Source organism: Nitratireductor sp. ZSWI3, from assembly GCF_024655565.1.
Classification (GTDB): domain Bacteria; phylum Pseudomonadota; class Alphaproteobacteria; order Rhizobiales; family Rhizobiaceae; genus Nitratireductor.
Genome location: NZ_JANKOF010000069.1, coordinates 1 through 25,918, shown reverse-complemented (window position 1 = coordinate 25,918; position 25,918 = coordinate 1). Strand labels below are relative to the sequence as shown.

Annotated in this window: 23 protein-coding genes; 12 read left to right on the top strand and 11 right to left on the bottom strand. The window is 65.6% G+C overall.

Annotated features, from left to right (window positions below):
- The 7 genes from ribD to NUU27_RS18215 form a co-directional block, all read right to left on the bottom strand.
- The coding region (ribD, locus tag NUU27_RS18245) for a bifunctional diaminohydroxyphosphoribosylaminopyrimidine deaminase/5-amino-6-(5-phosphoribosylamino)uracil reductase RibD (RefSeq protein ID WP_257763576.1) at positions 1-745 on the bottom strand (745 nt) is incomplete at its 3' end.
- 1 nt (position 746) lies between these two features.
- Complete coding sequence (gene nrdR / locus NUU27_RS18240; protein ID WP_257763575.1) at positions 747-1,241, bottom strand: transcriptional regulator NrdR; 495 nt, start codon at positions 1,239-1,241, stop codon at positions 747-749.
- A 49-nt stretch (positions 1,242-1,290) separates the two neighbouring features.
- Positions 1,291-2,607 carry a serine hydroxymethyltransferase gene (gene glyA, locus NUU27_RS18235; protein ID WP_257763574.1) on the bottom strand — a complete coding sequence of 439 codons (1,317 nt, stop codon included), beginning with the start codon at positions 2,605-2,607 and terminating at the stop codon, positions 1,291-1,293.
- Between the two features lie 161 nt (positions 2,608-2,768).
- Positions 2,769-4,022 carry a murein L,D-transpeptidase gene (locus NUU27_RS18230; RefSeq protein WP_257763573.1) on the bottom strand — a complete coding sequence of 418 codons (1,254 nt, stop codon included), beginning with the start codon at positions 4,020-4,022 and terminating at the stop codon, positions 2,769-2,771.
- 290 nt (positions 4,023-4,312) lie between these two features.
- Positions 4,313-4,828 carry a transcriptional regulator LdtR gene (gene ldtR / locus NUU27_RS18225; protein WP_257763572.1) on the bottom strand — a complete coding sequence of 172 codons (516 nt, stop codon included), beginning with the start codon at positions 4,826-4,828 and terminating at the stop codon, positions 4,313-4,315.
- Between the two features lie 178 nt (positions 4,829-5,006).
- A complete protein-coding gene (locus tag NUU27_RS18220) occupies positions 5,007-5,417 on the bottom strand; it encodes a DUF6163 family protein (protein ID WP_257763571.1) in 411 nt (136 codons plus the stop codon).
- Between the two features lie 11 nt (positions 5,418-5,428).
- Positions 5,429-6,466 (bottom strand): enoyl-CoA hydratase/isomerase family protein, encoded by a 1,038-nt coding sequence (locus tag NUU27_RS18215; RefSeq protein ID WP_257763577.1) that lies wholly within the window; start codon positions 6,464-6,466, stop codon positions 5,429-5,431.
- 179 nt (positions 6,467-6,645) lie between these two features.
- Between NUU27_RS18215 and hemB the strand changes: the two genes are divergently transcribed.
- From hemB to NUU27_RS18185, 6 genes are all read left to right on the top strand, one after another.
- Entirely contained in the window at positions 6,646-7,692 is a 1,047-nt protein-coding gene (gene hemB / locus NUU27_RS18210) for a porphobilinogen synthase (RefSeq protein WP_257763570.1), read from the top strand.
- A gap of 72 nt (positions 7,693-7,764) precedes the next feature.
- Positions 7,765-8,232 carry an RDD family protein gene (locus NUU27_RS18205; protein ID WP_257763569.1) on the top strand — a complete coding sequence of 156 codons (468 nt, stop codon included), beginning with the start codon at positions 7,765-7,767 and terminating at the stop codon, positions 8,230-8,232.
- Between the two features lie 112 nt (positions 8,233-8,344).
- A complete protein-coding gene (locus NUU27_RS18200; protein ID WP_257763568.1) occupies positions 8,345-8,920 on the top strand; it encodes an RDD family protein in 576 nt (191 codons plus the stop codon).
- A 215-nt stretch (positions 8,921-9,135) separates the two neighbouring features.
- The gene (locus tag NUU27_RS18195; RefSeq protein ID WP_257763567.1) at positions 9,136-10,941 is read left to right on the top strand and encodes an SLC13 family permease; all 1,806 of its coding nucleotides are present in this window, start codon (positions 9,136-9,138) and stop codon (positions 10,939-10,941) included.
- Between the two features lie 23 nt (positions 10,942-10,964).
- Positions 10,965-11,711 (top strand): arginyltransferase, encoded by a 747-nt coding sequence (locus NUU27_RS18190; protein ID WP_257763566.1) that lies wholly within the window; start codon positions 10,965-10,967, stop codon positions 11,709-11,711.
- A gap of 154 nt (positions 11,712-11,865) precedes the next feature.
- The gene (locus tag NUU27_RS18185; RefSeq protein WP_257763565.1) at positions 11,866-12,771 is read left to right on the top strand and encodes a DMT family transporter; all 906 of its coding nucleotides are present in this window, start codon (positions 11,866-11,868) and stop codon (positions 12,769-12,771) included.
- Between the two features lie 115 nt (positions 12,772-12,886).
- On the opposite strand, the gene parC is transcribed toward NUU27_RS18185, so the two are convergent.
- Positions 12,887-15,142 carry a DNA topoisomerase IV subunit A gene (parC, locus tag NUU27_RS18180; RefSeq protein ID WP_257763564.1) on the bottom strand — a complete coding sequence of 752 codons (2,256 nt, stop codon included), beginning with the start codon at positions 15,140-15,142 and terminating at the stop codon, positions 12,887-12,889.
- A gap of 152 nt (positions 15,143-15,294) precedes the next feature.
- Positions 15,295-16,188 (bottom strand): alpha/beta hydrolase, encoded by an 894-nt coding sequence (locus NUU27_RS18175; RefSeq protein ID WP_257763563.1) that lies wholly within the window; start codon positions 16,186-16,188, stop codon positions 15,295-15,297.
- 162 nt (positions 16,189-16,350) lie between these two features.
- Here NUU27_RS18175 and NUU27_RS18170 point away from each other — a divergent pair, with 162 nt between their 5' ends.
- Positions 16,351-17,538: a hypothetical protein gene (locus tag NUU27_RS18170; protein ID WP_257763562.1), complete on the top strand. Its 1,188-nt coding sequence runs from the start codon at positions 16,351-16,353 to the stop codon at positions 17,536-17,538.
- 95 nt (positions 17,539-17,633) lie between these two features.
- Here NUU27_RS18170 and aspS read toward each other — a convergent pair whose 3' ends face one another.
- Together aspS and NUU27_RS18160 are read right to left on the bottom strand one after the other, a co-directional pair.
- Positions 17,634-19,499, bottom strand: a complete 1,866-nt coding sequence (aspS, locus tag NUU27_RS18165) for an aspartate--tRNA ligase (protein WP_257763561.1) — start codon at positions 19,497-19,499, stop codon at positions 17,634-17,636.
- Between the two features lie 168 nt (positions 19,500-19,667).
- Positions 19,668-20,333 carry a TetR/AcrR family transcriptional regulator gene (locus NUU27_RS18160; protein ID WP_257763560.1) on the bottom strand — a complete coding sequence of 222 codons (666 nt, stop codon included), beginning with the start codon at positions 20,331-20,333 and terminating at the stop codon, positions 19,668-19,670.
- A gap of 126 nt (positions 20,334-20,459) precedes the next feature.
- Here NUU27_RS18160 and NUU27_RS18155 point away from each other — a divergent pair, with 126 nt between their 5' ends.
- The 5 genes from NUU27_RS18155 to rnd form a co-directional block, all read left to right on the top strand.
- A complete protein-coding gene (locus NUU27_RS18155) occupies positions 20,460-21,461 on the top strand; it encodes an efflux RND transporter periplasmic adaptor subunit (protein WP_257763559.1) in 1,002 nt (333 codons plus the stop codon).
- 270 nt (positions 21,462-21,731) lie between these two features.
- The gene (locus tag NUU27_RS18150; protein ID WP_257763558.1) at positions 21,732-22,973 is read left to right on the top strand and encodes an ABC transporter permease; all 1,242 of its coding nucleotides are present in this window, start codon (positions 21,732-21,734) and stop codon (positions 22,971-22,973) included.
- On the top strand, positions 22,970-23,653 hold the full coding sequence (locus tag NUU27_RS18145; protein WP_257763557.1) for an ABC transporter ATP-binding protein: 684 nt from the start codon (positions 22,970-22,972) through the stop codon (positions 23,651-23,653). Before NUU27_RS18150 ends, NUU27_RS18145 begins: the two co-directional genes overlap by 4 nt.
- 124 nt (positions 23,654-23,777) lie before the next feature.
- The gene (locus tag NUU27_RS18140) at positions 23,778-25,022 is read left to right on the top strand and encodes an MFS transporter (protein WP_257763556.1); all 1,245 of its coding nucleotides are present in this window, start codon (positions 23,778-23,780) and stop codon (positions 25,020-25,022) included.
- 65 nt (positions 25,023-25,087) lie between these two features.
- On the top strand, positions 25,088-25,918 hold an 831-nt coding region (rnd, locus tag NUU27_RS18135), incomplete at its 3' end, for a ribonuclease D (RefSeq protein ID WP_257763555.1).

Here is a 25,918-nt window from a genome sequence, read left to right as displayed (position 1 = left end):
CCGTGCGCGCCAGGGTCGAGGTCGGCGGCAGGCGCAGGTCCCGGTCGAGCACGATGCGAAGCGGCGAGCGCCGCTCGAGCCCCGGAAGCCGGCAGGTCAGCGCGGGGCCGTCGGCAAGCGCCGTGCCGATGCCGACCAGGATCGCATCGCTCTCGGCCCGCATCATATGCACCTGGCGGCGCGATACCTCGCCGGTGATGGCGACCTGCCCCTGCCCCTGTCGCCCGATCATGCCGTCGGCGGAAATGGCAAGCTTGAGAGTCACTTCCGGGCGTTTCTTCTCTGATCGCGTGAGATAGCCGCGCATCAGATCCGCGGCTTCCTCGGCCAGCACGCCCTCGACCACCTCGATGCCGGCATCGCGCAGGATGGCATAGCCCTTGCCGCTGACGCGCGGGTCAGGATCGGCGGCGGCACCCACCACGCGCGCCACGCCGGCGACGGCCAGCGCATTGGCGCAGGGCGGCGTCCTGCCGTGATGCGCGCAGGGTTCGAGCGTCACATAGGCGGTCGCGCCACGCGCCGCCACGCCGGCTTCCGCCAGCGCCTCGGTCTCGGCATGCGGCCGGCCGCCGATCGCCGTCACGCCGCGTCCGACGATGCGCGGGCCGGCGCCGTCGTCGCGCACGATCAGCGTCGCCACCGAAGGATTCGTGCCGGTCAGGCCGAGGTGCCGCCGCGAGAGGCGGATCGCGGCCGCCATGAAACGCCGGTCGACGTCGGCAAACCCGCGTCCGGTCGCCATATCAACCCTCTTGCTCGCCGCTCTTGGGCTCGCCGCCCCTCGGCTCACCACCCTTGAGTTCGCCGAGAACGTCCTGGAAATCCTTGGCTTCGCGGAAATTGCGATAGACCGAGGCGAACCGCACATAGGCGACATCGTCGAGGGCCTTCAGCGCATCCATCACCAGGAGGCCGATGTCGTCGGAGGCGATCTCCGTCTCGCCGGAGCTCTCGAGCTGCCGGACGATGCCCGTCACCGCACGCTCGACACGGTCCGGCTCCACATTGCGCTTGCGGAGCGCGATGTCGAAGGAGCGCATCAGCTTGTCGCGGTCGAAGGCCACCTTGCGGCCGGTCTTCTTGACCACCACGAGATCGCGCAGCTGCACGCGCTCGAAGGTGGTGAAGCGCCCGCCGCAATCGGGGCAGGCGCGCCGGCGGCGGATCGCCGCCCCGTCTTCGGCGGGGCGGGAATCCTTCACCTGCGTGTCTTCTGACTGGCAATAGGGACAGCGCATCTTGGCCTTTCAACGATCGTTCGGGAGGCGAATCCGCCTCCCGCCAGACTTACCCGAGATAGGGGTAGAGCGGGAAGCGCTCGGTCAGGGCGATCACCTTCTCCTTCACGGCCGCTTCGACGGCAGCGTTGCCCTCGTCAGAGTTGGCGACCTTGAGGCCGTCCAGAACCTCGGCGATGAGCTGGCCGATCTCGCGGAATTCGGCGGCGCCGAAGCCGCGCGTGGTGCCGGCCGGCGTTCCGAGGCGGATGCCGGAGGTGACGAAGGGCTTTTCGGGATCGAAGGGAATGCCGTTCTTGTTGCAGGTGATGTTGGCGCGGCCGAGCGCCGCCTCGGCGCGCTTGCCGGTGGCGTTCTTCGGACGCAGGTCGACCAGCATGAGGTGATTGTCGGTACCGCCCGAGACGATGTCGAGGCCGGTTTCCTTGAGGCTTTCGGCAAGCGCCCGGGCGTTGGCCACCACGTCGCGCGCATAGGTCTTGAAATCGGGCTGCAGCGCCTCGCCCAGCGCCACCGCCTTGGCGGCGATGACGTGCATCAGCGGACCGCCCTGCAGACCCGGGAACACGGCCGAATTGAACTTCTTCGCCAGCGCCTCGTCGTTGCACAGGATCATGCCGCCGCGCGGGCCGCGCAGGGATTTGTGCGTCGTGGTCGTGACGACGTGGGCGTGCGGCAGCGGCGAGGGATGCTGTCCGCCCGCCACCAGGCCGGCGATGTGCGCCATGTCGACCATCAGGTAGGCGCCGATCTCGTCGGCGATCTCGCGAAAGCGCTTCCAGTCCCAGATGCGCGAATAGGCCGTGCCGCCCGCCAGGATCAGCTTCGGCTTGTGCTCCTTGGCCAGGCGCTCGACCTCGTCCATGTCGAGCAGGTGATCGTCCCTGCGCACGCCGTAGGAGATCGGACGGAACCATTTGCCCGACATGTTGACCGGCGAGCCGTGCGTCAGGTGACCGCCCGAATTGAGGTCGAGCCCCATGAAGCTGTCGCCCGGCTCGAGCAGCGCCAGGAACACCGCCTGGTTCATCTGGCTGCCGGAATTGGGCTGGACATTGGCGAAGTTGCAGGAAAACAGCTTCTTGGCGCGCTCGATGGCCAGTTCCTCGACGACGTCCACGAACTGGCAACCGCCATAATACCGCTTGCCGGGATAGCCTTCCGCATATTTGTTGGTGAGCACCGTACCCTGCGCCTCCATGACGGCGCGCGAGACGATGTTTTCGGAGGCGATCAGCTCGATCTCGTGGCGCTGGCGGCCGAGCTCGCTGCGGATCGCGGAAAAAATGTCGGGATCGCTGTCTTCCAGCGGGCGGGTGAAGAACGGATCGGCGTCGACGGATGCGGCGGCGGTCGCAATGGCCATGGCGGTTTTACCCCCTTGCGCGGTGGTTCGATTGGCGGAATGCGGCCTCTAGCATTTTTCTCACCGAGCCACCACGCCCGCCAGCGAAAATTTGTTCTCCAAAAGCGAAGCAGCCGCCCGGTTGCGGACGGCTGCAAGGCTGTTGCGCTGAACTGCCGCGCTCAAAGCGCGGTCGATATCTGCAGTTCGCTGGCGCCGTCGCGGCCATAGATGTCGTCGCGGAAATGCACGACGCCGTCGCCCGTCGACCAGGCGGAGACATAGGTGAAGTGGACCGGCACCGGATCCGCCAGCGCCACGCGCACGTCTTCCTCGGTCTGGATCGTCTGCTCGATCCGCCGGCGGTCCCAATTGTCCGTGTTCTTGAGCAGCCAGGTGACGAGGTCGCGCACGTTCTGCACGCGCACGCAGCCGGACGAATAGAAGCGGTCCAGATCGCGGAACAGCGCCTGCTGCGGCGTATCGTGCATGTAGACGGCGTGGGCGTTGGGAAAGTTGATCTTGATCGACGCCATGGCGTTGATCTTGCCCGGGTCCTGGCGGAACCGGTACTTGGCCGCATCGTCCGTCGACCAGTCGACCGTCAGCGGGTCGACCTCGTTGCCATCGGGCGCGATCAGCCGGATGTTGTTGTCGGTCAGATAGTTCGGGTTCTGGCGCATCAGCGGAATGATGTCCTTGCGGACGATCGACACCGGCGCGTTCCAGTAGGGGTTGATGATGACCTCGTTGATCTTCGAATCGAGGATCGGCGTCTGCCGGTCCACCTTGCCGACGATCGCCGTATGGCGCAGCATCACGCGGCCGTTCTCCACCGCCTCGATCTCGGCGGCCGGGATGTTGACCATCACGAAACGGCCGGGGAGCGAGGCGGTGGCCTCGTGCAGCCGCTCCAGATTGGTGCGCAACTGGCCGAGGCGCACTGCCGCCGGAACGTTGAGCGCCGAATAGGTGTAGCGTCCCGTCACACCGTCGGCCGGCAGGCCGTGACGCGACTGGAAGCGCTTCAGCGCCGCATCGACATAGGAATCGAAGGCCGGCGACATGCCGGCGCCCTGCGACAGGTCGCCTGAAACCATCAGCCGGCGGCGCAGCGCCTCGACATCCGGATCGACCACGCCGAGTTGCAGCTTCTTCGTGTCGGGAACACGCTGCCAACCACCCTGAGCGGCGATGTTCGAATAGTCGAGAATGGCCTGCTCGACGTAGAACACCGTCTCCTGGCTGAAGATCGGCAGGTTGGAGGACACGCGGCCGCCGTGGCTGGCGCGGGCGTCGAACTGGTCGTTCCAGGCGCCCCGGCGGGGCGAGCGGATGATGGCATCGATCAGGTTTTGGGCACCGGCAGCGCCGGAAAAGGTTGCCGCTGCGGCAGCGCTGGCACCCGTGAGGAACATGCGGCGACTTGTCTTCATGCGCTTTCCCGAACTCTCCTGGCCGGCATCCTCTCGTGCTGGGACGCTTGGGCAATCCTGCGGCCAGACAATGCCGCCACTCCGTTAAGAATTCGCCAACCCTGTTTGGAGCCTCGCGCAGAGCGCCCCGACGGCGAGCTTCAACCCAGTCCATTTCCACCGGATTATGACCTTAGCGTGACCAGGCGTCACTTGAAGCGATATAACGAATGCGTGAAGGCCGGCGTCCCGCCACGCCGGCCTTCTGTCGGCTGCACACCGGCGCGCAGCCCAAGGTGATAAGGCGAGACCTACATGCGATAGGCGATGGTGTCGTTCCAGAAGCGGTCGAGCCGCTGCAGGGCACGGTTCATCTGGCTGAACTCGTCAGCGCTGATGCCGCCCACCTGCTCGATGGAGCCGACGTGCCGGTTGTAGAGCCCGGCAACCACCTTGGCGATCTCGGCGCCTTTCGGCGTCAGGCTGATGCGCACCGACCGGCGGTCGATCCGCGAGCGCTGATGATTGACGAAGCCGAGATCGACGAGCTTCTTGAGATTGTAGGACACGTTGGAGCCGAGATAGTAGCCGCGCGAGCGCAGTTCGCCAGCCGTAAGCTCCGAGTTGCCGATGTTGAACAGCAGCAGCGCCTGGATGGCGTTGATGTCGTTGCGTCCGTTGCGTTCGAACTCGTCCTTGATCACATCAAGCAAACGGCGATGCAGCCGCTCGACGAGCTGAAGAGATTCAAGATAAAGCGAACGCAAAGCATCGTTACGTTCGTCATTCGTAGCGGCACTATTCGCCGCGGGTCGCGAATTAATCATTACTGTAGCCTCTCGTTTGACGCCGGTGATTTTTGTTTTTGTCTCACCTTGGCACGACCCTATCGAATGCCTCTAAAATTCGACTTAAACGCCAGGCTTAACAACGTCTTACGAAAGATAACCTTGGGAACACGGCTAACAGCCGGTAAACCCGCCGAGACAGGTCGGGCGCAAGCCGTCAGTTGCGCGCGCGGCGCTTGCGCAGATGGAGCGCGACGCGGAAGCCGATATAGACGGCGGCGACCGCCAGGTGGAAAAGCAGCAGCTCGTTCCGCGAGCCGAAATAGCCGGCGAGCGGGCCGAACATGACGAATTCCGCGCCGGCGCACAGGAACCATATGACCGGCCCCCACGAGGCGAGCAGCCACAGGCCGACGGCCGCGAAGGGATAAAGGACGGCAAGCACGATGCTGGCGATCTTCCACTGGATCGGCATCAGGTCGAAGCGCCACAGGAAGCCGGGATAGAAGCCGACGAGCCGGATCCAGTAGACGACGCCGAGGACGAGGCAGGCGAGCGCCACCAACCGGTGGAACCAGTTGTAGGCGCTGTCCATCTGCGAGGGCCGCATCGCGGCCATCCCCACCATGCGGTTCTCCGTCACAGCACCAGATCCCCCTCCGGAAGCGGTGCGAAATAGGCTTCGATCTCCTGGGGCAAGACCTCCGAAAGGGCCGCCGGCCGCCATTTGGGGGCGCTGTCCTTCTCGATGATCGCGGCACGGATGCCCTCATAGAAGTCATGGCCGGCGAGCATGCGCCGCAGGATGCGGTATTCCATGCGCATGCACTCGTCCATCGACAGCATGGCGCCGGCACGGAGCTGCCGGAAGGCGACGCAGAGGCTGGTCGGCGACCGCGTGAGGATCTTCGCGTAGACCTCGCGCAACCAGTCGTCCTGCGCCAAGGCCAGCGAATCCAGCATGTCGTCCAATGCATCGGAAGAAAAATGATGGGCGATGGCGTGCAGGCACGCATCGTCGGTTTCGCCTTCCACGTCGGTCGCATGCGAGGCGATTGCCGCGCCCACGTTATCCGTGGCGCAAAGGGCATCGAGGAGCGCGGCGAGTTTTTCGGCCTCGACCGTGTGTGTTGCAAGCCCGACCCCGCATGCATCGCCCCAGCGGATGCGGCCGCCGGTCAGCGCCAGATACATGCCGAACTCGCCCGGCAGGCGCGACAGGAGATGGCTGCCGCCGACATCGGGAAAGAAGCCGATGCCCACTTCCGGCATGGCGAACTGGGCCTTTTCGGTCATCACGCGGTGGGAGCCGTGGAACGACACGCCCACGCCGCCGCCCATGACGATCCCGTCGATCAGCGCCACATAGGGTTTGGGGAAACGGGCGATCGCCGCGTTGAGCCGGTATTCGTCGGCGAAGAAGCCGACGGGAGGATTTCCGGCACGGCCGCCCTCGTAGACATCCAGAATGTCGCCGCCGGCGGAAAACGCCCTGCCCTCGCCGCGGATGACGACGTGGCGGACGGCATCGTCCGCCTCCCAGGCGGCAAGCGCCCGCGCCAGCGCCTGAACCATGCGATGGTTTACGGCATTGAGTGCGGAGGGGCGGTTGAGCGTCACCAGGCCGGCCGGACCGCGCGTTTCGAAGAGAATGTCGTCGGCACCGCCGAAATCCACCCTCACGCTCCCCTCCAGTTTCACGTCAGCGACAACCACTTTTCGTGCTTATTGACGTGGCGACAGCCCGTCAATGGGACAGGAGCCTGCGACCACAGGACACTTCCGCTGACGCGCCCCCTGACTTGGTCAGTCACTGCCGTTATGATAGGGAAGCCGCGCATCAGGAGCCTTATGCCGTGAACAAGTTCAGCCGCACGCCCGTTGCCGCACCGTTTGCCGCCGTCGCGCCCGAAAGGAGCGTCGACGAGATCACCGGAAGCCGCCGCCTGCGCCGCATGCGCAAGGCCGACTGGTCGCGCCGCCTGGTGCAGGAAAGCCGCCTCAGCGTCGACGACCTCATCTGGCCCTTGTTCCTGATCGAGGGCAAGAACCGCGCCGAGCCCGTCGAGGCCATGCCGGGCGTGGCGCGTTATACGGTCGATCTGGCAGTGAAGCAGGCCGAACGCGCCGCCAAGCTCGGCATTCCGGCCATCGCCACCTTTCCGAACATCGAGCAGGCCCGGCGCGACGAGACCGGTTCGCACAGCCTCGATGCGGACAACCTGATCAACCGGGCGACGCGCGCCATCAAGCAGGCGGTGCCGGAGATCGGCATCATCACCGACGTGGCGCTCGACCCCTTCACCAGCCACGGGCATGACGGCATCCTGCGCGATGGCGAGATCGTCAACGACGAGACCGTAGCGCAAATCGCCGCCGCCGCCGTCGAGCAGGCCGCCGCCGGCGCCGACATCATCGCCCCCTCCGACATGATGGACGGGCGCGTCGGCGCCATCCGCGACGCGCTCGACCGCAACGGGTTCCAGAACGTCGCCATCATGTCCTATGCGACCAAGTTCGCGTCGGCCTTCTACGGCCCCTATCGCGAGGCGATCGGCACCGGCGGGCTGCTGAAGGGCGACAAGAAGACCTATTACATCGATCCCGCCAATTCGGACGAGGCCGTGCGCGAGGCCGAGCAGGACCTTTCGGAAGGCGCCGACATGCTGATCGTCAAGCCGGGGCTTCCCTATCTCGACATCGTGCGGCGCCTGAAGGACGCCTTCGGCGTGCCGACCTTCGCCTATCAGGTGTCGGGCGAGTATTCGATGATCAAGGCGGCCGCCGCCAATGGCTGGATCGACGGCGAGCGGGCGATGATGGAAAGCCTGCTGGCCTTCAAGCGCGCCGGTTGCGACGGCATCCTCACCTATTTCGCCCCCGAGGTGGCCGAAAGGCTCTGATACGCCCGTATCGTCTTGAACTCCGGCCCGCGCTTCCCATCTCAATAACGCACGGATGGGAAAGGATCGCTCATGGCTGCCAGAATTCTCGACGGCGAGATCATCAACGGGACGCTCGACGACCCGCGGTTGCTGCGGGGTGTGCGCACGCGTCGCGTGGTGGCGTTCTGCATCGATTATCTGCTGATCGCGCTCCTCATGGTGCCGGTCGCCATTCTCGTCGCCTTCCTCGGCGTCCTGACCCTCGGGCTCGGCTGGCTCCTGTTCGGCATCCTCGCCCCGCTCACCGCCCTGCTCTACGTGGCCATGACGCTTGGCGGGCGCAGCCAGGCGACGCTCGGCATGCAGTTCATGGACATCCGGCTCGTCCGGCTCGACGGCGCCAGCGTGGATCCGCTGCTGGCCATCGTCCACACCGTCCTGTTCTGGGCCGGCAATGCGGTGCTGACGCCGCTCATCCTGCTGGCGACGCTGTTCCTCGACCACAAGCGCACGGTCCACGACCTGCTGCTCGGCACGGCGGTCCTGCGCAACGGATGAGCGGACGCGACCGCCGCTTGCTTCAATATTTACGACTTAACTACGCTATCTTATAGTCGTTTACATTAGAAATCAGAAAAACTATCACTTGCGACGTCTCAACAGAAACGTCGTGAGTGATGCGATGGTCAAGTCCAAGAACAAGGCACCAGTCCGCCTCGGAACGATCCAGGAAACCCCTGCGAAGGACGAGCGGAGTTCGATCGGCCCCTCCCTCTCCTGGGTGCGCGTGCGGCGCGTTGCCGCCTTCCTCATCGATTACCTTTTGTACCTGGTCGTCGCGCTGGTGCTCAGCAGCCTGTTCGCCATCCTCGCCGAAGGCATGATGTCGACCCTGGCGCTGTACGGCAGCGACTCCCCGCCAGCGTCGAGCCGCGCCGCGGACACGGTTTACGGCTTCACCCGGTATCTCGCCGGCGTGCTCACCCTTGCCGCCGCTTTCGGCTACATCGCGATCACGCTGGGAGGCCCGCGCCAGGGGACCTGGGGCATGCAACTGGTCAATCTGTGTCTGCGACGCCTGGACGGGCAACCGATCACGCCACGCTACGCGGTTGCCCATGCGATCGTCTTCCTGGCGCTCAACGCGGTCCTTACGCCGCTCATCCTGCTTGCCCCCTTGGTTCTTGCCAACAAGCAGACGGTGCACGACAGGCTCCTCGATACGGTGATGACCAATCCGGATTGAGTCCGCGCCCCGCTCCGCCGCGGTCCGGCTCCGCGCCGATCGGCAGTCCAGCAAAACCATTCCCGCGCAGAAGGTCCGATCATGCTCAAAGTGCGTACATACTGCCGGTGCGGGCAATTCCATGCTTGCGGCGGACATGTCCGTGCTTATGCTCTGGGCTTTGCAAGCGGGCGCCGAACGATGCCTGCGGGGACAGGTTTTGCTGCGGGAGCTCAATGGCCGATCTTCACCTCTGGGCAACCTATGCGATCATCATCGCGACGGTTGCCGCCTATGTGAGCGAACGCTTCACGCTCGAACTCGTGGCACTGGGCAGCTTTGTCGCGTTTCTTGCCCTTTTCGCACTGTTTCCCTATCACACGGAGGCGGGCGGCCTGCGCCCGGAGGAACTTCTGTCCGGCTTCGCCAATCCGGCGCTGGCGACGGTGCTCGCTCTCCTGATCGTCGGCCAGGGCCTGTTCGCCACCGACGCGCTCGACCGGCCGGCGCGCATCCTGGCCAGATCGGCCGGCGGCTCCAGCACGCGCACCATCGTCATCACGCTGTTGACCGCCGCCTCGCTCAGCGCCGTTCTCAACAACACGCCGGTCGTCGTCATCTTCATTCCCGTGTTGATCGTCTTTGCCGCGCAGCGCAATTTCGCCGTTTCCAAGGCGTTGATGCCCCTGTCCTTCATGACGATCCTCGGCGGCATGACGACGTTGATCGGCTCGTCCACCAACCTCCTGGTGGCCGGCGTCGCCGCCAAGGACGGGATCAGGATCGGCTTCTTCGACATCACCGTGCCGGGCCTCGTCCTGGCCTTCGCCGGCGCGCTCTACGTCCTCCTGGTGATGCCGCGGATCCTGCGCGATCCCGGCAGCGAAAAGACGTTCCGCCAAGTGCAGTCGGGCACCCAGTTCATCGGTGAAATCCGCATCGGGCCCAGCCATCCCTTCATCGGCAAGGCCTCGCGAGCCGGATTGTTTCAGGGTCTTGGAGACCTGACGCCCCGGCTCATCATCCGGCGCGGCATGAATTTCCATCCGCCGTTCGAGAACGTGGTTCTGTCGGAGGGCGACAGGCTGATGGTGACGGCGACTCGCCGTGCCTACACGCAGGCCCTGGCGCAGGGCGCGGTGGGGCATCTTTCGTCCGCCGACGACACGGCGGCGACGGTCGGCCCGGACTATCACATCGCCGAAGCCGTCATCCCGCCGGGCTCGCGCCATGCCGGACGCACGATCCGCAATGCCGGGATCGAGACCGAGCATGGTGTCCACATGCTGGGCGTGCAGCGCAAGAGCCGCATGGGGCGCACGCCGGTGGCCGAGATCAGGCTGGAGCCGGGCGACACGATCCTGATCGGCGGCACGGATCGCGCCTTCGAGGATCTGCGCGAGAGCCACGATCTGCTGGTGCTCGAATGGTCGGCCGAACCGGTTCCGCAGAGGCGCAAGGCGTGGATCGCCTTCGTCATCTTCGCCGGCATCGTGGTGAGCGCGGCCCTCGACCTCGTTCCCATCGTCGCTGCCTCGATCGCCGGCGCCTTCGCCATGATCGCCACCGGCTGCCTGACGCTGGCACAGGCCGGCCGCGCCTTCGACAGGCAGATCTTCCTGCTGGTCGGCTCGGCGATCGCCGCGGCAACCGCGCTGGAGCATACGGGCGGGGCACGGCTGATCGCCGACAGTGCCGTCGGGCTGCTCTCCGGCCAGCACCCGGCGGTCATCCTGTCGGGCTATTTCGCCGTCGTCGCCGTTCTCACCAATCTCCTGTCCAACAACGCCACGGCGGTGCTCTTCACGCCCATCGGCATAGGCATCGCGTCCGCCATCGGCGTTCCTGCGGAGGCTTTCGTCGCGGCCACGATCTTCGCCGCCAACTGCTCCTTCGCCACGCCGATCGGTTATCAGACCAACCTGATGGTGATGGGGCCCGGGCATTATTCCTTCCGCGACTTCCTGAAGGCCGGCACGCCGCTGGTGGCAATAATTTGGTTGACGTTTTCTTTTGTCGGGCCATGGTATTATGGGTTTTGAGATAGGAGTCCCGCCCGACCACGATGACTCAGCAACCCGTTCAATCGCCGCAGTTTTTCCTGACTGCCCCCTCGCCCTGCCCTTATCTGGAAGGACAGTTCGAGCGGAAGGTTTTCACCCATCTGGTGGGTGACAAGGCGCCGGAGATGAACGACCTCCTGACCCAGGGCGGTTTCCGGCGCTCCCAGAACATCGCCTACCGCCCGGCTTGCGAGACCTGCCGGGCCTGCGTTTCCGTCCGCATCCTGGCGCAGGAGTTCCGGCCGGCCAAGACCATGCGCCGTATCCTCAAGCAGAACGCCGATCTCATCGGCACGGCGCACGGGGCCGAACCCTCGACCGAGCAATACGCGCTGTTCCGCAGCTATCTCGACGCACGCCACAAGAAGGGCGGCATGTCCGACATGACGGTGCTCGATTACGCGATGATGGTCGAGGACACGCATGTCGGCACCCAGGTGATCGAATACCGCCGGCGCGGCCCGGACAGCTTCATCACCGGCAGGGGCGAAGGCGAGCTGATGGCCGTGGCGCTGACGGACATGATGAGCGACGGCCTGTCGATGGTCTATTCGTTCTTCGATCCGGCATTGGCGGACCGGTCTCTCGGCACCTTCATGATCCTCGACCACATCAGCCGGGCCGTCGCCGCCGGTCTGCCGCATGTCTATCTCGGCTACTGGGTCAATGGCTCGCGGAAAATGGCCTATAAGGTGCGCTTCAAGCCGCAGGAACATCTCGGCCCGCAGGGCTGGGGCCGTGTCGACTAGAGCGAGCGAAAAATGCGCACGCTTTCTCGCTCGTGACCCGCTCTGCGTGCCGGGGCGGTCGCGATGACCTAGTGATCGACTGATCGGAGATCGCCGCGGTCCGGCAGACGTTCCCGCGCCCGCAGCAACCGCTTCCGCGCGAGGTTTCCCAGCCGTGTCCGATCCCGCCTCCCCGACGCACGCCAGGGGCCTTGCGCTGACCGCCTTCGGCGGCATGGTCCTGACGGTCGACATCCCGCTCATCCGACTCGCCGACGGCGATCCGTGGCCGATCCTGCTCATGCGCAGCGGCATGACCCTGCTGGTGACGCTGAGCGTGTGGTTCATCTGGCGCTCCCTGTCGCGAAAGGTCCCACCCCTCATTCCCGGTCGCACCGGCCTCGCCGTGGCGCTGCTCTATGCGCTTTCCGCGCTCTGCTTCATCACCGCCGTCTACAACACCGCGACGGCCGACCTGGTCTTCATCCTCGCCTTCAACTCGATGTTCGCCGCCCTGTTGTCGTGGATCTTCCTGAAGGAACGCCCGCGACCAGCGACGCTGATCGCCATGGCCGTCATGCTCATCGGCGTGCTGATCATCGTCGGCGGCGGGATCGGCGCCGGCAACCTGTTCGGCAACATGATGGCGCTCGCCTCCGCCTTCGTCCTGGCGAGCGCCATCACGATCACACGCGGCAGCGGGCGCGACATGGGCTTTGCCGCCCTCGTGGCGGTCGCCCTTCCCTGCCTGGTGGCGGCGGTGATGACCGCCAGAACAGGCTTCCGCATCGAAGCGCCGTGGTGGATCGTCCTGAACGGCGCGGTGGTCATTCCGATCGCCTTCTTCTGCCTCGCCAACGGGCCGAAATACATCTCCGGACCGGAGGTCGCGATGTTCTACCTCCTGGAAACGGTCCTGGCGCCGATCTGGGTGTGGATGATCTTCTCCGAAGTGCCGAGCCGGGCGACGCTCATCGGCGGCACGGTCCTCATCCTCACGCTGGTCGCGCACTCGCTCTGGCAGCTCCGCGCCGGCCGCAGGCGCCGGCAGGCCCACGGGGCGATCCGGCACCCGGTTTGAGGTGTCATCCGACGCCAGCGCAGCAGATGCACGAGCATTGCGGAGTGCCATGCGTCATGCGAAGCCTATGCAAGGGCGCCCCTCCCGCCCCGGCAGGAGAAGCCCGGCGGGCTGATCAGAACCTGCCGGTGCGCGGAAAACCCTTCGGCACCATGCGGCCGGCGGCGGCGCGGTTGCCCATCCATTCGGCCAGCTCCTCGCGCGTCTTCACAAACGTGCGGTCGGCCGAATCCTGCCAGGTGAGGCCGCCCTCCATGGCGAAGGTCTTGATGTCGGACACGCCGCCGTCCTTGTAGCGCTGCAGACGCACGCCCTTGCCGCGCGCCATCTCCGGGATTTCCGAGAGCAGGAACACGAGGAGCTTGCGGTTCTGGCCGACGATCGCCACGTGGTCGCCGCCGACGGGAATGCAGAACTTGGCCTCGTCGGGCGCCTTGACGTTCATCACCTGCTTGCCCTTGCGGGTGTTGGCGATGATCTCCTTCTCGGCGACGATGAAGCCGTTGCCGATATGCGAGGCGACGAGCAGCTTGCGCTCGGGGTCGTGCGCGAAGGCGGTGACGATCGCCTGGTCGTTTTCCATGTCGACCATGATGCGCACCGGCTCGCCATGGCCGCGCCCGCCCGGCAGCCGATCGGCGCCGAGCGTGTAGAACTTGCCGCCCGTGGTGAAGAGCAGGATCTTGTCGGTAGTCTGCGCGTGGAAGGCGAGCTTCAGCGCATCGCCTTCCTTGAAGGACAGCGTCGAGTAATCGGACAAATGCCCCTTCATGGCGCGCAGCCAGCCCTTTTCGGACAAGACCACGGTGATCGGCTCGCGCTCGATCAGCGCCTCGTTCACCACTTCCAGGTCGTGCTCCGGAGCATCGGCGAAGGTGGTGCGGCGCGCGCCGAGGCCCGGGTTCTTCTCCGGGTCGAAGGTCTGGCGCACCTTCGCCACCTCCCAGCGCACCGTCTTCCACTGCCGTTCGGTGGAGGCGAGCAGCGCCTCGATGCCGCTCTTTTCCTCCGACAGCTTGTCGAATTCGGTGCGGATCTCGAATTCCTCGAGCTTGCGCAGCGCCCTCAGGCGCATGTTGAGGATCGCCTCGGCCTGGGTGTCGGTGAGCTTGAAGCGAGCCATCATGACCTGCTTCGGCTCGTCCTCCTCACGGATGATGCGGATCACCTCGTCGATGTTGAGATAGGCGATGAGATAGCCGGAGAGGATCTCGAGCCGCCGCTCGATCTCGGCCAGGCGGTGGCGCGAGCGGCGCAGCAGCACGTCGCGGCGATGGTCGAGCCATTCGCGCAGCACCTGCTTCAGCGAAAGCACGCCCGGCACCCTGCCGCGCGACAGGACGTTCATGTTGAGCGGGAAACGGCTTTCGAGATCGGTCAGCTTGAAGACCGATTCCATCAGCAGCTCGGCTTCGACCGTGCGGCTCTTCGGCACCAGCACGATGCGGATGTCCTCCGCGCTCTCGTCGCGGATGTCCTCCAGCAGCGGCAGGCGGCGGGCGATGATCAGCTCGGCGATCTTCTCGATCAGCCGCGACTTCTGCACGCCGTAGGGGATTTCCGTGACGACGGCATTCCAGGTGCCGCGGCCCTGGTCTTCCTTGTGCCAGCGCGCCCGCACGCGGAAGCCGCCGCGCCCCGTCGCATAGGCTTCGCGGATCGATGCCTGGTCTTCGACGATGATGCCGCCGGTCGGGAAATCCGGCCCCTTGACGAACTCGAGGAGCCTTTCCGGATCGACCTCGGGATCATCGACGATGGCGAGCGCAGCATCGCAGATCTCCGCCGCGTTGTGCGGCGGGATGGAGGTCGCCATGCCGACGGCGATGCCGGACGACCCGTTGCACAAAAGGTTCGGAAAAGCGCCCGGCAGGACGGTGGGCTCCTCGTCCTCCTCGTTGTAAGTCAGACGGAAATCGACCGCGTCCTCGGTGATGCCGGTCAGCAGCTCCGAGGCCACCTCCGTCATGCGCGCTTCGGTGTAGCGCATAGCGGCCGCGTTATCGCCGTCGATGTTGCCGAAATTGCCCTGCCCGTCGACCAGCGGATAGCGCATGGCGAAGGGCTGCGCCAGGCGCACCAGCGCGTCGTAGATCGACTGGTCGCCATGCGGGTGGAACTTGCCCATCACGTCGCCGACGATGCGCGCGCATTTGGCAAACCCCTGGTCGGGGCTCAGCCTCAAGAGGCGCATGGTGTGGACGATGCGCCGATGCACGGGTTTCAGCCCGTCGCGCACGTCCGGCAGCGCACGGTGCATGATGGTCGACAGCGCATAGGCGAGATAGCGCTCTTCGAGCGCCTTTTTCAGGTCGACCGGCTCGACGGCGTCGCCGCCGTCGCGACCGGGCGGAAGCAGATCTTTTCCCATGGTTTTCGGTTAGACCAGCGGGTGATTCGCGGCAAGGGGGAGAGGTGAATGGGAGTAGCGAATAGGGAATAGCGAGTAGGGTTAAGCTCCGTCGGATAAACCGTATTCCTATTCGCTATTCGCTACTCGCTATTCCCTATTCGCTCTTCCCCTCACCTCATCACCTGCGCCAGGAACCGCTCGATCGTCACCGTTGCCGCATCGCCCGGCTGACCGAGCTTGCGGGCGATCGATCCGTGCGTGTAGCGGCCGCCGTCGAAGACGCTCACGCGGGTGCCGCGCGAGCGCAGCAGGTTGGCATAGCCGTTGGTCAGCGCCCTGCGCCGCTCGCCGTTCGAGCCCGAATGCAGGAACAGGTGCGGCGGAAAGCCCGAGCGCTGGCGCGCATAGGTGACGGGCGACCAGCGCACCCAGTCGCGCGGGTTGGACCCGAAGGCGTTGATATAGGGATAGCCGAGCGAGCCGCGCATGCCCGCATAAGCGACCATATCGTAGGCCTGCACATCGTTGGGAATGACGCCGCGTACGGAGCCGGCCACGTCGCGGGCCGCCGCCATGGCGACCAGATGCGCGCCGGCCGAATGCCCCATCAGCACGATGCGCCCCGGATCGCCGCCGTAGCGCGAGATGTTCAACCGCACCCAGGAAATGGCCGCGACGAGGTCGTCCACCTGACCGTCGATCGTGGTGGCCGGCACCTTGCGATAATCGATGGCCACCAGCACGTAGCCGCGCGCCGTCAGCCATTCGGGCATCGAATAGACCTTCTTGCGCGATCCCTTCACCCAGCCGCCGCCATGAGCATAGACGACGACCGGCGCGCGTCCTCTTCCGCCCAGCGAGAAAAGGTTCATGCGCACCACGCCCGCCTGCACGGCGCGCCCGCCGTCGCGGTCGGGCGCGTGGATGTCGAGCTTGAGGCCGGAGCGATAGGTAATGCCTTCGTAAAGCTGCTCGGCGCGGATGGGCAAAGTCGCCAGCGCCAGGAAAACAAGGGCGAGCCAGAGGCGCCAGCCAGTCCGCATATAGAGGTCCCCACCGGTCATCATTCACAATCAGCCGCCCTGCATGCCATCGCGCCTCGGGCAGTCGTTCAACGCGCACTGGAAATTGACACAGCTTGTGCTAGTCGTCATCCTCGCAACGCAATTTTCGGCCACGGTGCCGATGAATTACTGTTATCATACGTCATTTCAAGGAAGTTTCCCATGCTCAGCCACGCTTTAAAGCTGAAGTCGCTCCCCTTCGCGGCCCTCCTGTCGGCAACCGCACTGCAGGCCGCCTGGGCGTGGGAGGCGGAGGATGTCGCCGAGCGCTACAAGACGGTGATGGCCCGGCAAGGGATCGAGGTCGCCTGGACTGGCGTCAGCCAGGACGGCAATTCGGTGGTTCTGGAAGGCCACAGCCTCGGCCTCGCCAATGTCGGCAAATCGATCGATCTCGGCGATCTCGCCCTGCAGGATGTCAGCGAAACTGATTCGGCCTATGAGATCGGACACATCGCCGTCGACACGTTCAGGCAGTCCGAGGAGGGTTTCGACTTCGCCGCCAACGGCCTGGCGATCGACGGCCTGATACTGCCGAAGGAGGGAGCGGACGAGGTCAATGGCGGCCTCATGCAATACAAGCGCTTCGCGCTCGACGATCTGAGCATCGGCACCGGCGGCGACCCGCTCTTCACCCTCAACGACCTCATCGCCGAGACAACGGTGGAAGACGGCGGCCTGATCAAGTTCACCGGTTCGGCGGACAGGCTCTGGGCCGATCTTGGCGCCATCGCCAAGAACGGCGAGGCCAGCGCGGCGCTCAAGGAATACGGCTATGAGGAGATCTCCGGCCGGATCGACATGGAGGGCGACTGGCGCCTCGGGGACGGCCGCATGACGATCTCCCGTTACGACGTCAAGCTGGACAATGCCGGCACGCTCGGCATCAAGGCGGACATCAGCGGCTACACGCCGGATTTCGTCAAGGCGCTGCAGGAGATGCAGGCCAAGATGGAGAACGCCACCCAGGAGCAGCAGCAGGCCCAGGGCCTTGCCATGCTCGGCCTGATGCAGCAGCTCAACCTGCATGGCGCCTCGATCCGCTTTTCCGATGCTTCGCTGACGGGGAAGATCCTGTCCTATGTCGCCGCGCAACAGGGCGTCCAGCCGGGTGACGTCGCCAACCAGGCGAAGGCCATCGTGCCGCTCATGGCCGGCCAGTATCTCGGCCCCGAGCTGACGCAGAGCCTGTCGAAGGCGATCACCACCTATATCGACGATCCGAGGAGCCTGGAAATCAGCGTTGCGCCCTCGGAACCGATGCCGTTCGCCGTGCTCATGGGCACGGCCATGGGCTCTCCCGAGGCGCTCGCCAAGCAGGTGGGGCTTTCCGTGACGGCGAACGAGTGAGCGATGAAGTGAGTAGGGAATAGCGAGTAGCGAATAGGGTTACGCTGCGCCGGGGAAACCTGGCGCATCGTTCCTATTCGCTACTCGCTATCCCCTCAATCCTTCTTCGCCGTCGGCGCGAGCCGCAGATTGAGCTCGCGCAATTGCGCCGGCGTCGCCTCCGAAGGCGCGCCCATCAAAAGGTCCTGCGCCTGCTGGTTCATCGGGAACATGGTGATCTCGCGCAGGTTCTTCGCACCGACGAGCAGCATCACAATGCGATCGATGCCGGCCGCCATACCGCCATGCGGCGGCGCGCCGTACTGGAAGGCACGGTAGAGGCCGCCGAAGCGCTCCTCCACCGTGGCGCGGTCGAAGCCGACCGTCTCGAACGCCTTGACCATCACGTCCGGCAGATGGTTGCGGATGCCGCCCGAGGCGATCTCGTAGCCGTTGCAGACGAGGTCGTACTGGAACGCCTTGATCGACAGCTTGTCGTCACCCTCGAGCGCCTCCAGCCCGCCCTGCGGCATGGTGAAGGGGTTGTGGCCGAAGTCGATCTTCTTCTCGTCCTCGTTCCACTCGAAGAAGGGGAAGTCGACGATCCAGGCGAGCTCGAAGCGGTCGCGGTCGACGAGGTCGAGCTCCTCGCCGGCCCGCGTGCGCGCCGCGCCGGCAAAGGCGACGAACTTCTTCGGATCGCCGGCGACGAAGAAGCAGGCGTCGCCGTCCTCGAGGCCGAGCTGCCGGCGGATCGCCTCGGTGCGCTCCTCGCCGATGTTCTTGGCAATCGGGCCGGCGCCTTCGAAAACACCACTTTCTTCAAATCTTCTTTCAACGGCTTCGCTGTCCATCTCGGAGAGCACGCCCGCTTGAGCTTCGGAGGTATGAAGTACTTTGCGCCAGAAGATGTAGCCGAGGCCCGGTTGCCCTTCCCCTTGCGCCCAGGAGTTCATGCGGTCGCAGAAGGCTCTCGAGCCGCCGGTCCGGGCCGGAATGGCCCACACCTCGGCCTTCGGGTCGCCCGCCAGGATGTTGGCGAAGACCTTGAAGCCGGAGCCGCGGAAATGCTCCGACACGTCCTCCATGACGATCGGGTTCCTGAGGTCCGGCTTGTCGGAGCCGTATTTGCGCATCGCCTCGTCATAGGGGATGCGCGGGAAGACCCCGGTCACCGGCTTGCCCTCGGCGAAGGCCTCGAAGATGCCGCGCATGACGGGCTCCATGGTCTGGAACACGTCTTCCTGCTCGACGAAGCTCATCTCGAGGTCGAGCTGGTAGAACTCGCCCGGCAGGCGGTCGGCGCGCGGGTCCTCGTCGCGAAAGCACGGAGCGATCTGGAAATAGCGGTCGAAGCCCGACACCATGATGAGCTGCTTGTAGATCTGCGGGGCCTGCGGCAGGGCGTAGAACTTGCCCTCGTGCAGACGCGAAGGCACCAGGAAATCGCGGGCGCCCTCCGGCGAGGAGGCCGTCAGGATCGGCGTCGAATATTCGGTGAAACCCGCCTCGCCCATGGCGCGGCGCATTTCGGCGATGACCCTGGTGCGCTGCACGATGTTCTTGTGCAGCGTCTCGCGGCGCAGATCGAGGAAGCGGTATTTGAGGCGGATGTCCTCGGGATAGTCCGGCTCGCCGAACACCGGCAGCGGCAGTTCCTTGGCGGCCGACAGCACTTCCATGTCACGCGCGAAGATCTCCACCTCGCCGGTCGGCAGGTTGGGATTGATCGTCTCGGCCGTGCGCGCCTTCACCTCGCCATCGACACGGATGACCCACTCGCCGCGCACCGTCTCGGCCGTCTTGAAGGACGGCGAATCGGGATCGGCGACGATCTGGGTGAGGCCGTAATGGTCGCGCAGGTCGATGAACAGCAGGCCGCCATGGTCGCGCACGCGATGGACCCAGCCGGAAAGGCGGACCGTCGCGCCGACGTCGGATTTTCTGAGTTCGGCGCAGGAATGGCTGCGGTAGCGGTGCATGGTGTTGTCGTCCGTGTCTGGAATGCATGACGGGCCGGCGAACGCCAGCCTCAAAAGGTCGGCGGGAAAAGCGCATGCGAGGTTCGATTTGTCAAGGTGCGCGTGCCGCCGCGACCGGGGACCGGTCCGGCAAACGGCCCCGCCGCGCAGTATGAAGAACGTTCGTCATCAATCGGTATCGTCTGGCAATGTTCCGGTGTCCTTGCGGCGGTCGAGCACCGGCCCCAGGCCGAGTTGCTGCAGGAGACGGATGAAATAGGCGCGCAGCGCGTCCTCGCTCTTCTCGCCGGGCTTCATCAGGAGCTCGTACATCATCGCTCCGCTGAACATGTCCTGGAACATGTCCACATCCGTCTGAGGCGGCAGCTTGCCTTCCTCGCGGGCGCGCTCCAGCATCATGTTGAAGGCGGTGCGCCGCGGTTCGATATAGACGTCCCAATAGACCCGCAGCAGCTCCGGCGCGTCGGGCGCCGAACCGATGACGCGGGCCAGAAGCCGCGCCGCATCGAGATCGACCCAGGCCTTGGGACCGTAATCCACCATCAGCCCGATCAGCGTCTCGAAGGGCATCTCCTGCCAGGCCCCGAATTCCCGTTCGGCATTCTCCTTGAGGCGTCCCAGCGCGTCGGCAAGCAGCCTCTCGCGCGCGTTCCAGCGGCGATAGATCGTCGCGCGGGTCACCCCCGCCTCCCTGGCGATCCGCTCGAAGCTGGCGCCTTCGAGCCCATCGGCCACGAAGAGCCTCAAGGCCGCGTCGAGGATCGCCGCATCCATCTGCGGGTCGCGCGGGCGGCCGGGGCGGCGCCCTTCCCTTTCCTGTGCGGAACTCAGCAACCTTCTCCGTGTTTGAGCCAGGTCAAGGCGTCTCGAAAGAGGCCGTGACAAAGGCATTGTACCAACCGACTATTCAGATACAATACTGTACCGTATTTAATTTATCATCAGCCGGGGAGAGCGGCAGTGAAGCCCATTCGGATCCTTATCTTCGCCGCGCTGGCAGCGGCGGCAGCCGGCGCGGGCTACTGGTACTACACGCGGCCGGCGGAGGTGACGGTGGTGGCGCCGGCGCGCGGCACCGCGGCCGAGATCGTCTTCGCCTCGGGCACGGTCGAGCCGAGAAGCTGGGCCAAGGTGACGTCGCTGGTGCGCGAACGCATCGTGGAAACCTGCGTCTGCGAGGGAGAGACCGTCGCCAAGGGCGACGTCCTGGCAAGGCTCGACGCCAGCGAGGCGGAGGCCACCCTCGCCGAACTCAAGGCACGCTACAAGCTGGCGCTCGACGAACAGCAGCGGCTGACCGTCCTCGTCGACCGCAACGTCGCCAACCTGACGGCGCTGGAGCGGGCCCGCAGCGAGGTGAGCCAGGTCGAGGCGCTCATCGCCGGCCAGACGGCGCGGCTCGGCAATTATGAGCTGCGCGCGCCGGACGACGGCGTGGTTCTGCGCAAGGATGCCGAAGTGGGCGAGATCGCCGAGCCGGGCACCGTGCTCTTCTGGGTCGGGCGGCCGACGCCGCGCATCGTCGTCGCCGAGGTCAATGAAGAGGACATTCCGCGCGTCGAGCCGGGCCAGCGCGCCCTGCTGCGCTCCGATGCCTTCCCCGGCCGCGAACTGGAAGCGAAGGTGGACAGCATCACGCCGAAAGGCGACCCGGTGACCCGCACCTACCGGGTGCGCCTCGCGCTGCCCGACGACACGCCTTTGCTGATCGGCATGTCCGTCGACGCCAACATCGTCATCCGCACCAGCGAAGGCGCACTGCTGGTGCCGGCCATCGCACTGCGCGAGAACCGCCTGTTCGTCGTCGAAGGCGATACGGCGCGTCTGGTAACGGTCGAGACCGGCATCCGCGGCACCAGCCGCACCGAGGTGCTGTCGGGCCTCGCCGAAGATGCGCGCCTCGTCTCGCCCTATCCCGAGACGCTGGAAGACGGCACGCGGGTCAAGGTGAAGGCCGACTAGGACCTGTGGACAGTTATGGTTGCGGTGCTGGTTTGGTCAGATTGCGCCAGGGTCGTAGCCTGAGGAGGAAGGACATGCAGAGCATATTCGACGACGAAGGCTGCGGCCATGGAGCAATCTGGCCAAATCCCTTCGGGACGAGGCGTGCAAGACCAATGGACTTCGTTGCAAAAACCTTGAAGTGGCCGGCACTGCGGCGGTTTTTGCGCCTAGCCATTGGTCTTGCATGCCTCGCCAGCGCCACAACCATAACTGTCCACAGGTCCTAGGATGCGGCTCATCCTCGACATCGCCCTGACGCACATCGCCGGGCGCGGCCGCCAGACGCTGGTCGCCGTCGTCGGCGTGGCGGTGGGCGTCGGCTTCTCGATCGCCATGGCGGCTCTGATGCAGGGCGGCCAGGACGATTTCGTCAAGCAGCTCATCGACATCATGCCGCATGTGCAGGTGACCGACGAGCAGCGCGGGGCCCGGCGGCAGCCGGCCGAAGACGTCTTCGACGCCACCGCGATCTCGGGACTGAGGCCGCGCGACGACCGGCGCGGCATCATCAACCCGACAGCCGCCACCGCATGGCTTTCGGCCTGGGTTCCCGGCCGCTTCGCCGAGAGCCTGCGCACCCAGGGCGTCGTCCGCTACCAGGGGCGCGAGGCCGGCGCCTCCATCATCGGCATCGAGCCGGAGACCGAGCGCGCCATCTCGCCGATCGTCGAGGATTTCACCGAGGGCAGCTTCGCCACCCTGTCGGAAGGCGGCAACAACGTGGTGGTCGGCGACCGCATGGCCGAAAAGCTCGGCGTCGGCCTCGGCGACACGGTGACGGCGGTCTCCTCCTCCGGGCTGACGCGCAATTTCCGCATCACCGGCCTGTTCCACACCGGCACCACCGCGCGCGACGAGGGCGAGGCCTACATGCTGCTCAAGAACGCGCAGATCCTGTCGGAGCGGCCCAACGCCATCAACGACATCCGCATCAAGCTCGACGATCCCTACGCCGCGACGGCCGCCGCCCGGCGCATCGAGGCCGAGCTCGGCTACAAGGCGGTGTCCTGGCAGGAAGCGAACGAATCGATCATGGAAGCCTTCGTCGTGCGCAACGTGATCATGTATTCGGTGGTCGCGGCGATCCTCCTCGTCGCCGGCTTCGGCATCTTCAACATCGTCTCCACCATCACCCATGAAAAGGCGCGCGACATCGCCATCATGAAGTCGCTCGGCTTCAGCCGGAGCGACATGCAGCGCATGTTCGTCTTCGAAGGCGTGGCGATCGGCGCGGCCGGCTCCGTCGCCGGCTGGCTGCTCGGCTTCGCGCTCACCTATGCGCTCGCCTCGATCCGCTTCGAGCTCGATGCCGGCGGCCAGGAGATCACCCAGCTCCCCGTCGCCTGGAGCAGCATGCACTATGCCATCGCCTCGTTCTTTGCCCTCGCCTCGGCGGCGGTGGCCGGTTACCTGCCGGCGCGCAAGGCGGCACGGCTCAATCCGGTCGACATCATCCGGGGGGCGACATGACGGCTTTGCTGGAAGCTCGAAACCTGACCCGCATCCTGCCCGAGACAGTGCCGGTGACGCTGGTCAAGGACGTTTCGCTGGAGATCAACGCGCGGGAGTTCGTCGCCATCACCGGCCCGTCGGGATCGGGCAAGTCCTCCCTCCTCTATCTGCTTGGCCTGCTCGACCGGCCGACGTCCGGCGAGATTCTGGTCGAGGGCCGCGATACGCGGCCGATGAGCGACGGCGAGCTTGCCCGCACCCGGCTGTCGATGATCGGCTTCGTGTTCCAGTTCCATTTCCTGCTGCCGGAATTCACCGCCCGGCAGAATGTCGAGATCCCGATGCGCAAGATGGGCAGGCTGTCGCCGCGCGCGATGCGCGAGCGAGCGGAGGAGATTCTCTCCGCCCTCGGGCTCGCCGACCATTTCGACAAGCGCCCCGACCAACTCTCCGGCGGCCAGCGCCAGCGCGTCGCCGTCGCCCGCGCCCTGGCCAACGATCCGCCGCTGGTGCTCGCCGACGAGCCGACCGGCAGCCTCGATTCGAAGAGCTCGGAACAGGTGTTCGAGATCCTGCGCGAGCTCGTCAGCGAGCGCGGCAAGACCGTCGTTGCCGTGACCCACGATCTCGACATGGCGGCGCGCATGGACCGCCGCGTGCACCTGGTCGACGGCATGCTGGCCGAAGCTGAGGACTGATCGCAATGCAACTGGGACCATTGGCGCGGACAATTGGCCCAAGCGGATTGAGCCAGGGCATCCTATAGGGGGGATCGCAAGCGGTGCGACAGGCGTGCCGCGCCGTGCCGGGCCTGCCCTCATCATGACCAATCTCCGCCCGCTGATCCCGCTCCTCCTGGCCGCCGGCATCCTGCTCGCCGGCAATGGGCTGCAGGGGACGCTGATCGCCCTGCGCGGGGCGGCTGAAGGGTTTTCCCCGACCGTCATCGGCCTGATGGGCAGCGCCTATTTCGCGGGCTTCCTGATCGGCTGCCTCTATGTCCCGCGCCTCCTGCGCGCCGTCGGCCACATCCGCGCCTTCGCCGCGCTTGCCGCGCTCGGTGCCGCCGGCGCTCTGCTTCTGGTGCTGTTCGTCGATCCCCTCGCCTGGATCGCCGTGCGCTTCCTGTCCGGCATCTGCTTTTCCAGCCTGTTCACCACCATCGAGAGCTGGCTCAATTCGGCGGCGGCCAACACCAACCGGGCGCGCGTGCTGGCCATCTACCGCATCATCGACATCGTCGCCGTGACAGGCTCGCAATACATGATCCCCGGCCTCGGCATCGAAGGCTTCGTCGCCTTCGCGGTGATGGCCATGATGATCACCCTGTCGCTGGTGCCGGTATCGATGGCCGACCGTTCCAATCCCAAGCCGCCGGCCGAGTTCCGCCTCGACCTCGCCGATGTCTGGCGCATCTCGCCGCTCGCCTCCATCGGGGCGGCGGCGGTCGGCCTCACCAACAGCGCCTTCCGCATCGTCGGGCCGATCTACGGCCAGGCCATCGGCTTTTCGGTCTCAGAGATCGCCACCTTCATGAGCGCCGGCATCATCGGCGGCGCAGTGATGCAGTATCCGCTGGGCGCCATCTCCGACCGTCACGACCGACGGCAGGTGCTGCTCTTCACCACCGTCGGCGCGCTGATCTCGGCGATCGCCATCACCTGGTTCGCCGGCAACGACAGGACGGCCAATCTCATCCTGGTGTTCCTGTTCGGCGCCTTCGCCATGTCGCTCTACTCGCTGTCGGCCGCCCATGCCAACGACCACGCGACGAAGGACCAGTTCGTGCAGGTGGCGGCGGGCCTGCTGTTCTTCTATTCGATCGGCGCGATGGCGGGACCGGCGATCGCTTCCTTTCTGATGCAGGCGCTCGGCCCGCATGCCCTGTTCTCCTACACCGCCGTCGTCTATGCGGCGCTGGTGCTGGTGACGCTTTACCGCATGGGCGTGCGGCCCGGCGTGCCGGCCGCCCAGCGCCGGCGCTTCGCCGCCCTGTTGCGCACCTCGCCGGTTTTCATGCGCATGGCACGCCGCAGCCGCAACAAGTCGCCAGCCAATGACGCGTAAACCACCCGCAAAACGGCCCAAACCGGTTTCTTCACTTTTGCCCGCGCATGACATAAAGAAGCGGGATGGATCTGATTACAAAGCAACAAGACCTCGAAGCGGCGATATCCGCACTCAGAAAATCCGATTTCGTCACCGTCGACACGGAATTCATCCGCGAAACCACTTTCTGGCCGGAGCTCTGTCTCATCCAGATGGCGGCCCCCGGCGTGACCGCGCTGATCGATCCGCTGGCCGACGGCATCGACCTGAAACCCTTCTTCGACCTGATGGCCGATGAGAGCGTGCTGAAGGTCTTCCATGCCGCGCGCCAGGACATCGAGATCATCCATCATCTGGGATCGCTCATTCCCCACCCGGTCTTCGACAGCCAGGTGGCGGCGACTGTCTGCGGTTTCGGCGACAGCGTCTCCTACGACCAGCTGGTCTCCAAGGTGACGGGTGCGCATATCGACAAGTCCTCGCGCTTCACCGACTGGCGGCGGCGGCCGCTGACCGACAAGCAGCTCCAGTATGCGCTGGCCGACGTGACACATCTGATCGACGTCTATCAGCATCTGAAGGACGAGTTGAAGCGAGAGGGGCGCGCCCACTGGCTGAATGAGGAAATGGCGGTTCTGACGGCGCGCGAGACCTATGACCCGCACCCGGACGATGCCTGGAAGCGCCTCAAGCTGCGCATCAGGAAGCCGATCGAGCTCGCCGTCCTGCAGCAGGTCGCCGCCTGGCGCGAGCGGGAGGCGCGCGAGCGCAACGTGCCGCGCGGACGCGTGCTGAAGGACGACGCCATCTACGAGATCGCCCAGCAGCAGCCGCGCGACAGCGAGGCGCTCGGCCGGCTGCGCACCGTCCCCAAGGGGTGGGAACGCTCGTCGGCCGCGGCCGGCCTGCTCGGC

Coding starts and splice junctions, on each gene's coding strand:
- nrdR (WP_257763575.1), bottom strand. CDS start 1,241: ATGCGCTGTCCCTATTGCCAGTCAGAAGACACGCAGGTGAAGGATTCC.
- glyA (WP_257763574.1), bottom strand. CDS start 2,607: ATGGCCATTGCGACCGCCGCCGCATCCGTCGACGCCGATCCGTTCTTC.
- NUU27_RS18230 (WP_257763573.1), bottom strand. CDS start 4,022: ATGAAGACAAGTCGCCGCATGTTCCTCACGGGTGCCAGCGCTGCCGCA.
- ldtR (WP_257763572.1), bottom strand. CDS start 4,828: ATGATTAATTCGCGACCCGCGGCGAATAGTGCCGCTACGAATGACGAA.
- NUU27_RS18220 (WP_257763571.1), bottom strand. CDS start 5,417: ATGGTGGGGATGGCCGCGATGCGGCCCTCGCAGATGGACAGCGCCTAC.
- NUU27_RS18205 (WP_257763569.1), top strand. CDS start 7,765: ATGGCTGCCAGAATTCTCGACGGCGAGATCATCAACGGGACGCTCGAC.
- NUU27_RS18195 (WP_257763567.1), top strand. CDS start 9,136: ATGGCCGATCTTCACCTCTGGGCAACCTATGCGATCATCATCGCGACG.
- NUU27_RS18190 (WP_257763566.1), top strand. CDS start 10,965: ATGACTCAGCAACCCGTTCAATCGCCGCAGTTTTTCCTGACTGCCCCC.
- parC (WP_257763564.1), bottom strand. CDS start 15,142: ATGGGAAAAGATCTGCTTCCGCCCGGTCGCGACGGCGGCGACGCCGTC.
- NUU27_RS18175 (WP_257763563.1), bottom strand. CDS start 16,188: ATGACCGGTGGGGACCTCTATATGCGGACTGGCTGGCGCCTCTGGCTC.
- NUU27_RS18170 (WP_257763562.1), top strand. CDS start 16,351: ATGCTCAGCCACGCTTTAAAGCTGAAGTCGCTCCCCTTCGCGGCCCTC.
- aspS (WP_257763561.1), bottom strand. CDS start 19,499: ATGCACCGCTACCGCAGCCATTCCTGCGCCGAACTCAGAAAATCCGAC.
- NUU27_RS18150 (WP_257763558.1), top strand. CDS start 21,732: ATGCGGCTCATCCTCGACATCGCCCTGACGCACATCGCCGGGCGCGGC.
- NUU27_RS18145 (WP_257763557.1), top strand. CDS start 22,970: ATGACGGCTTTGCTGGAAGCTCGAAACCTGACCCGCATCCTGCCCGAG.
- NUU27_RS18140 (WP_257763556.1), top strand. CDS start 23,778: ATGACCAATCTCCGCCCGCTGATCCCGCTCCTCCTGGCCGCCGGCATC.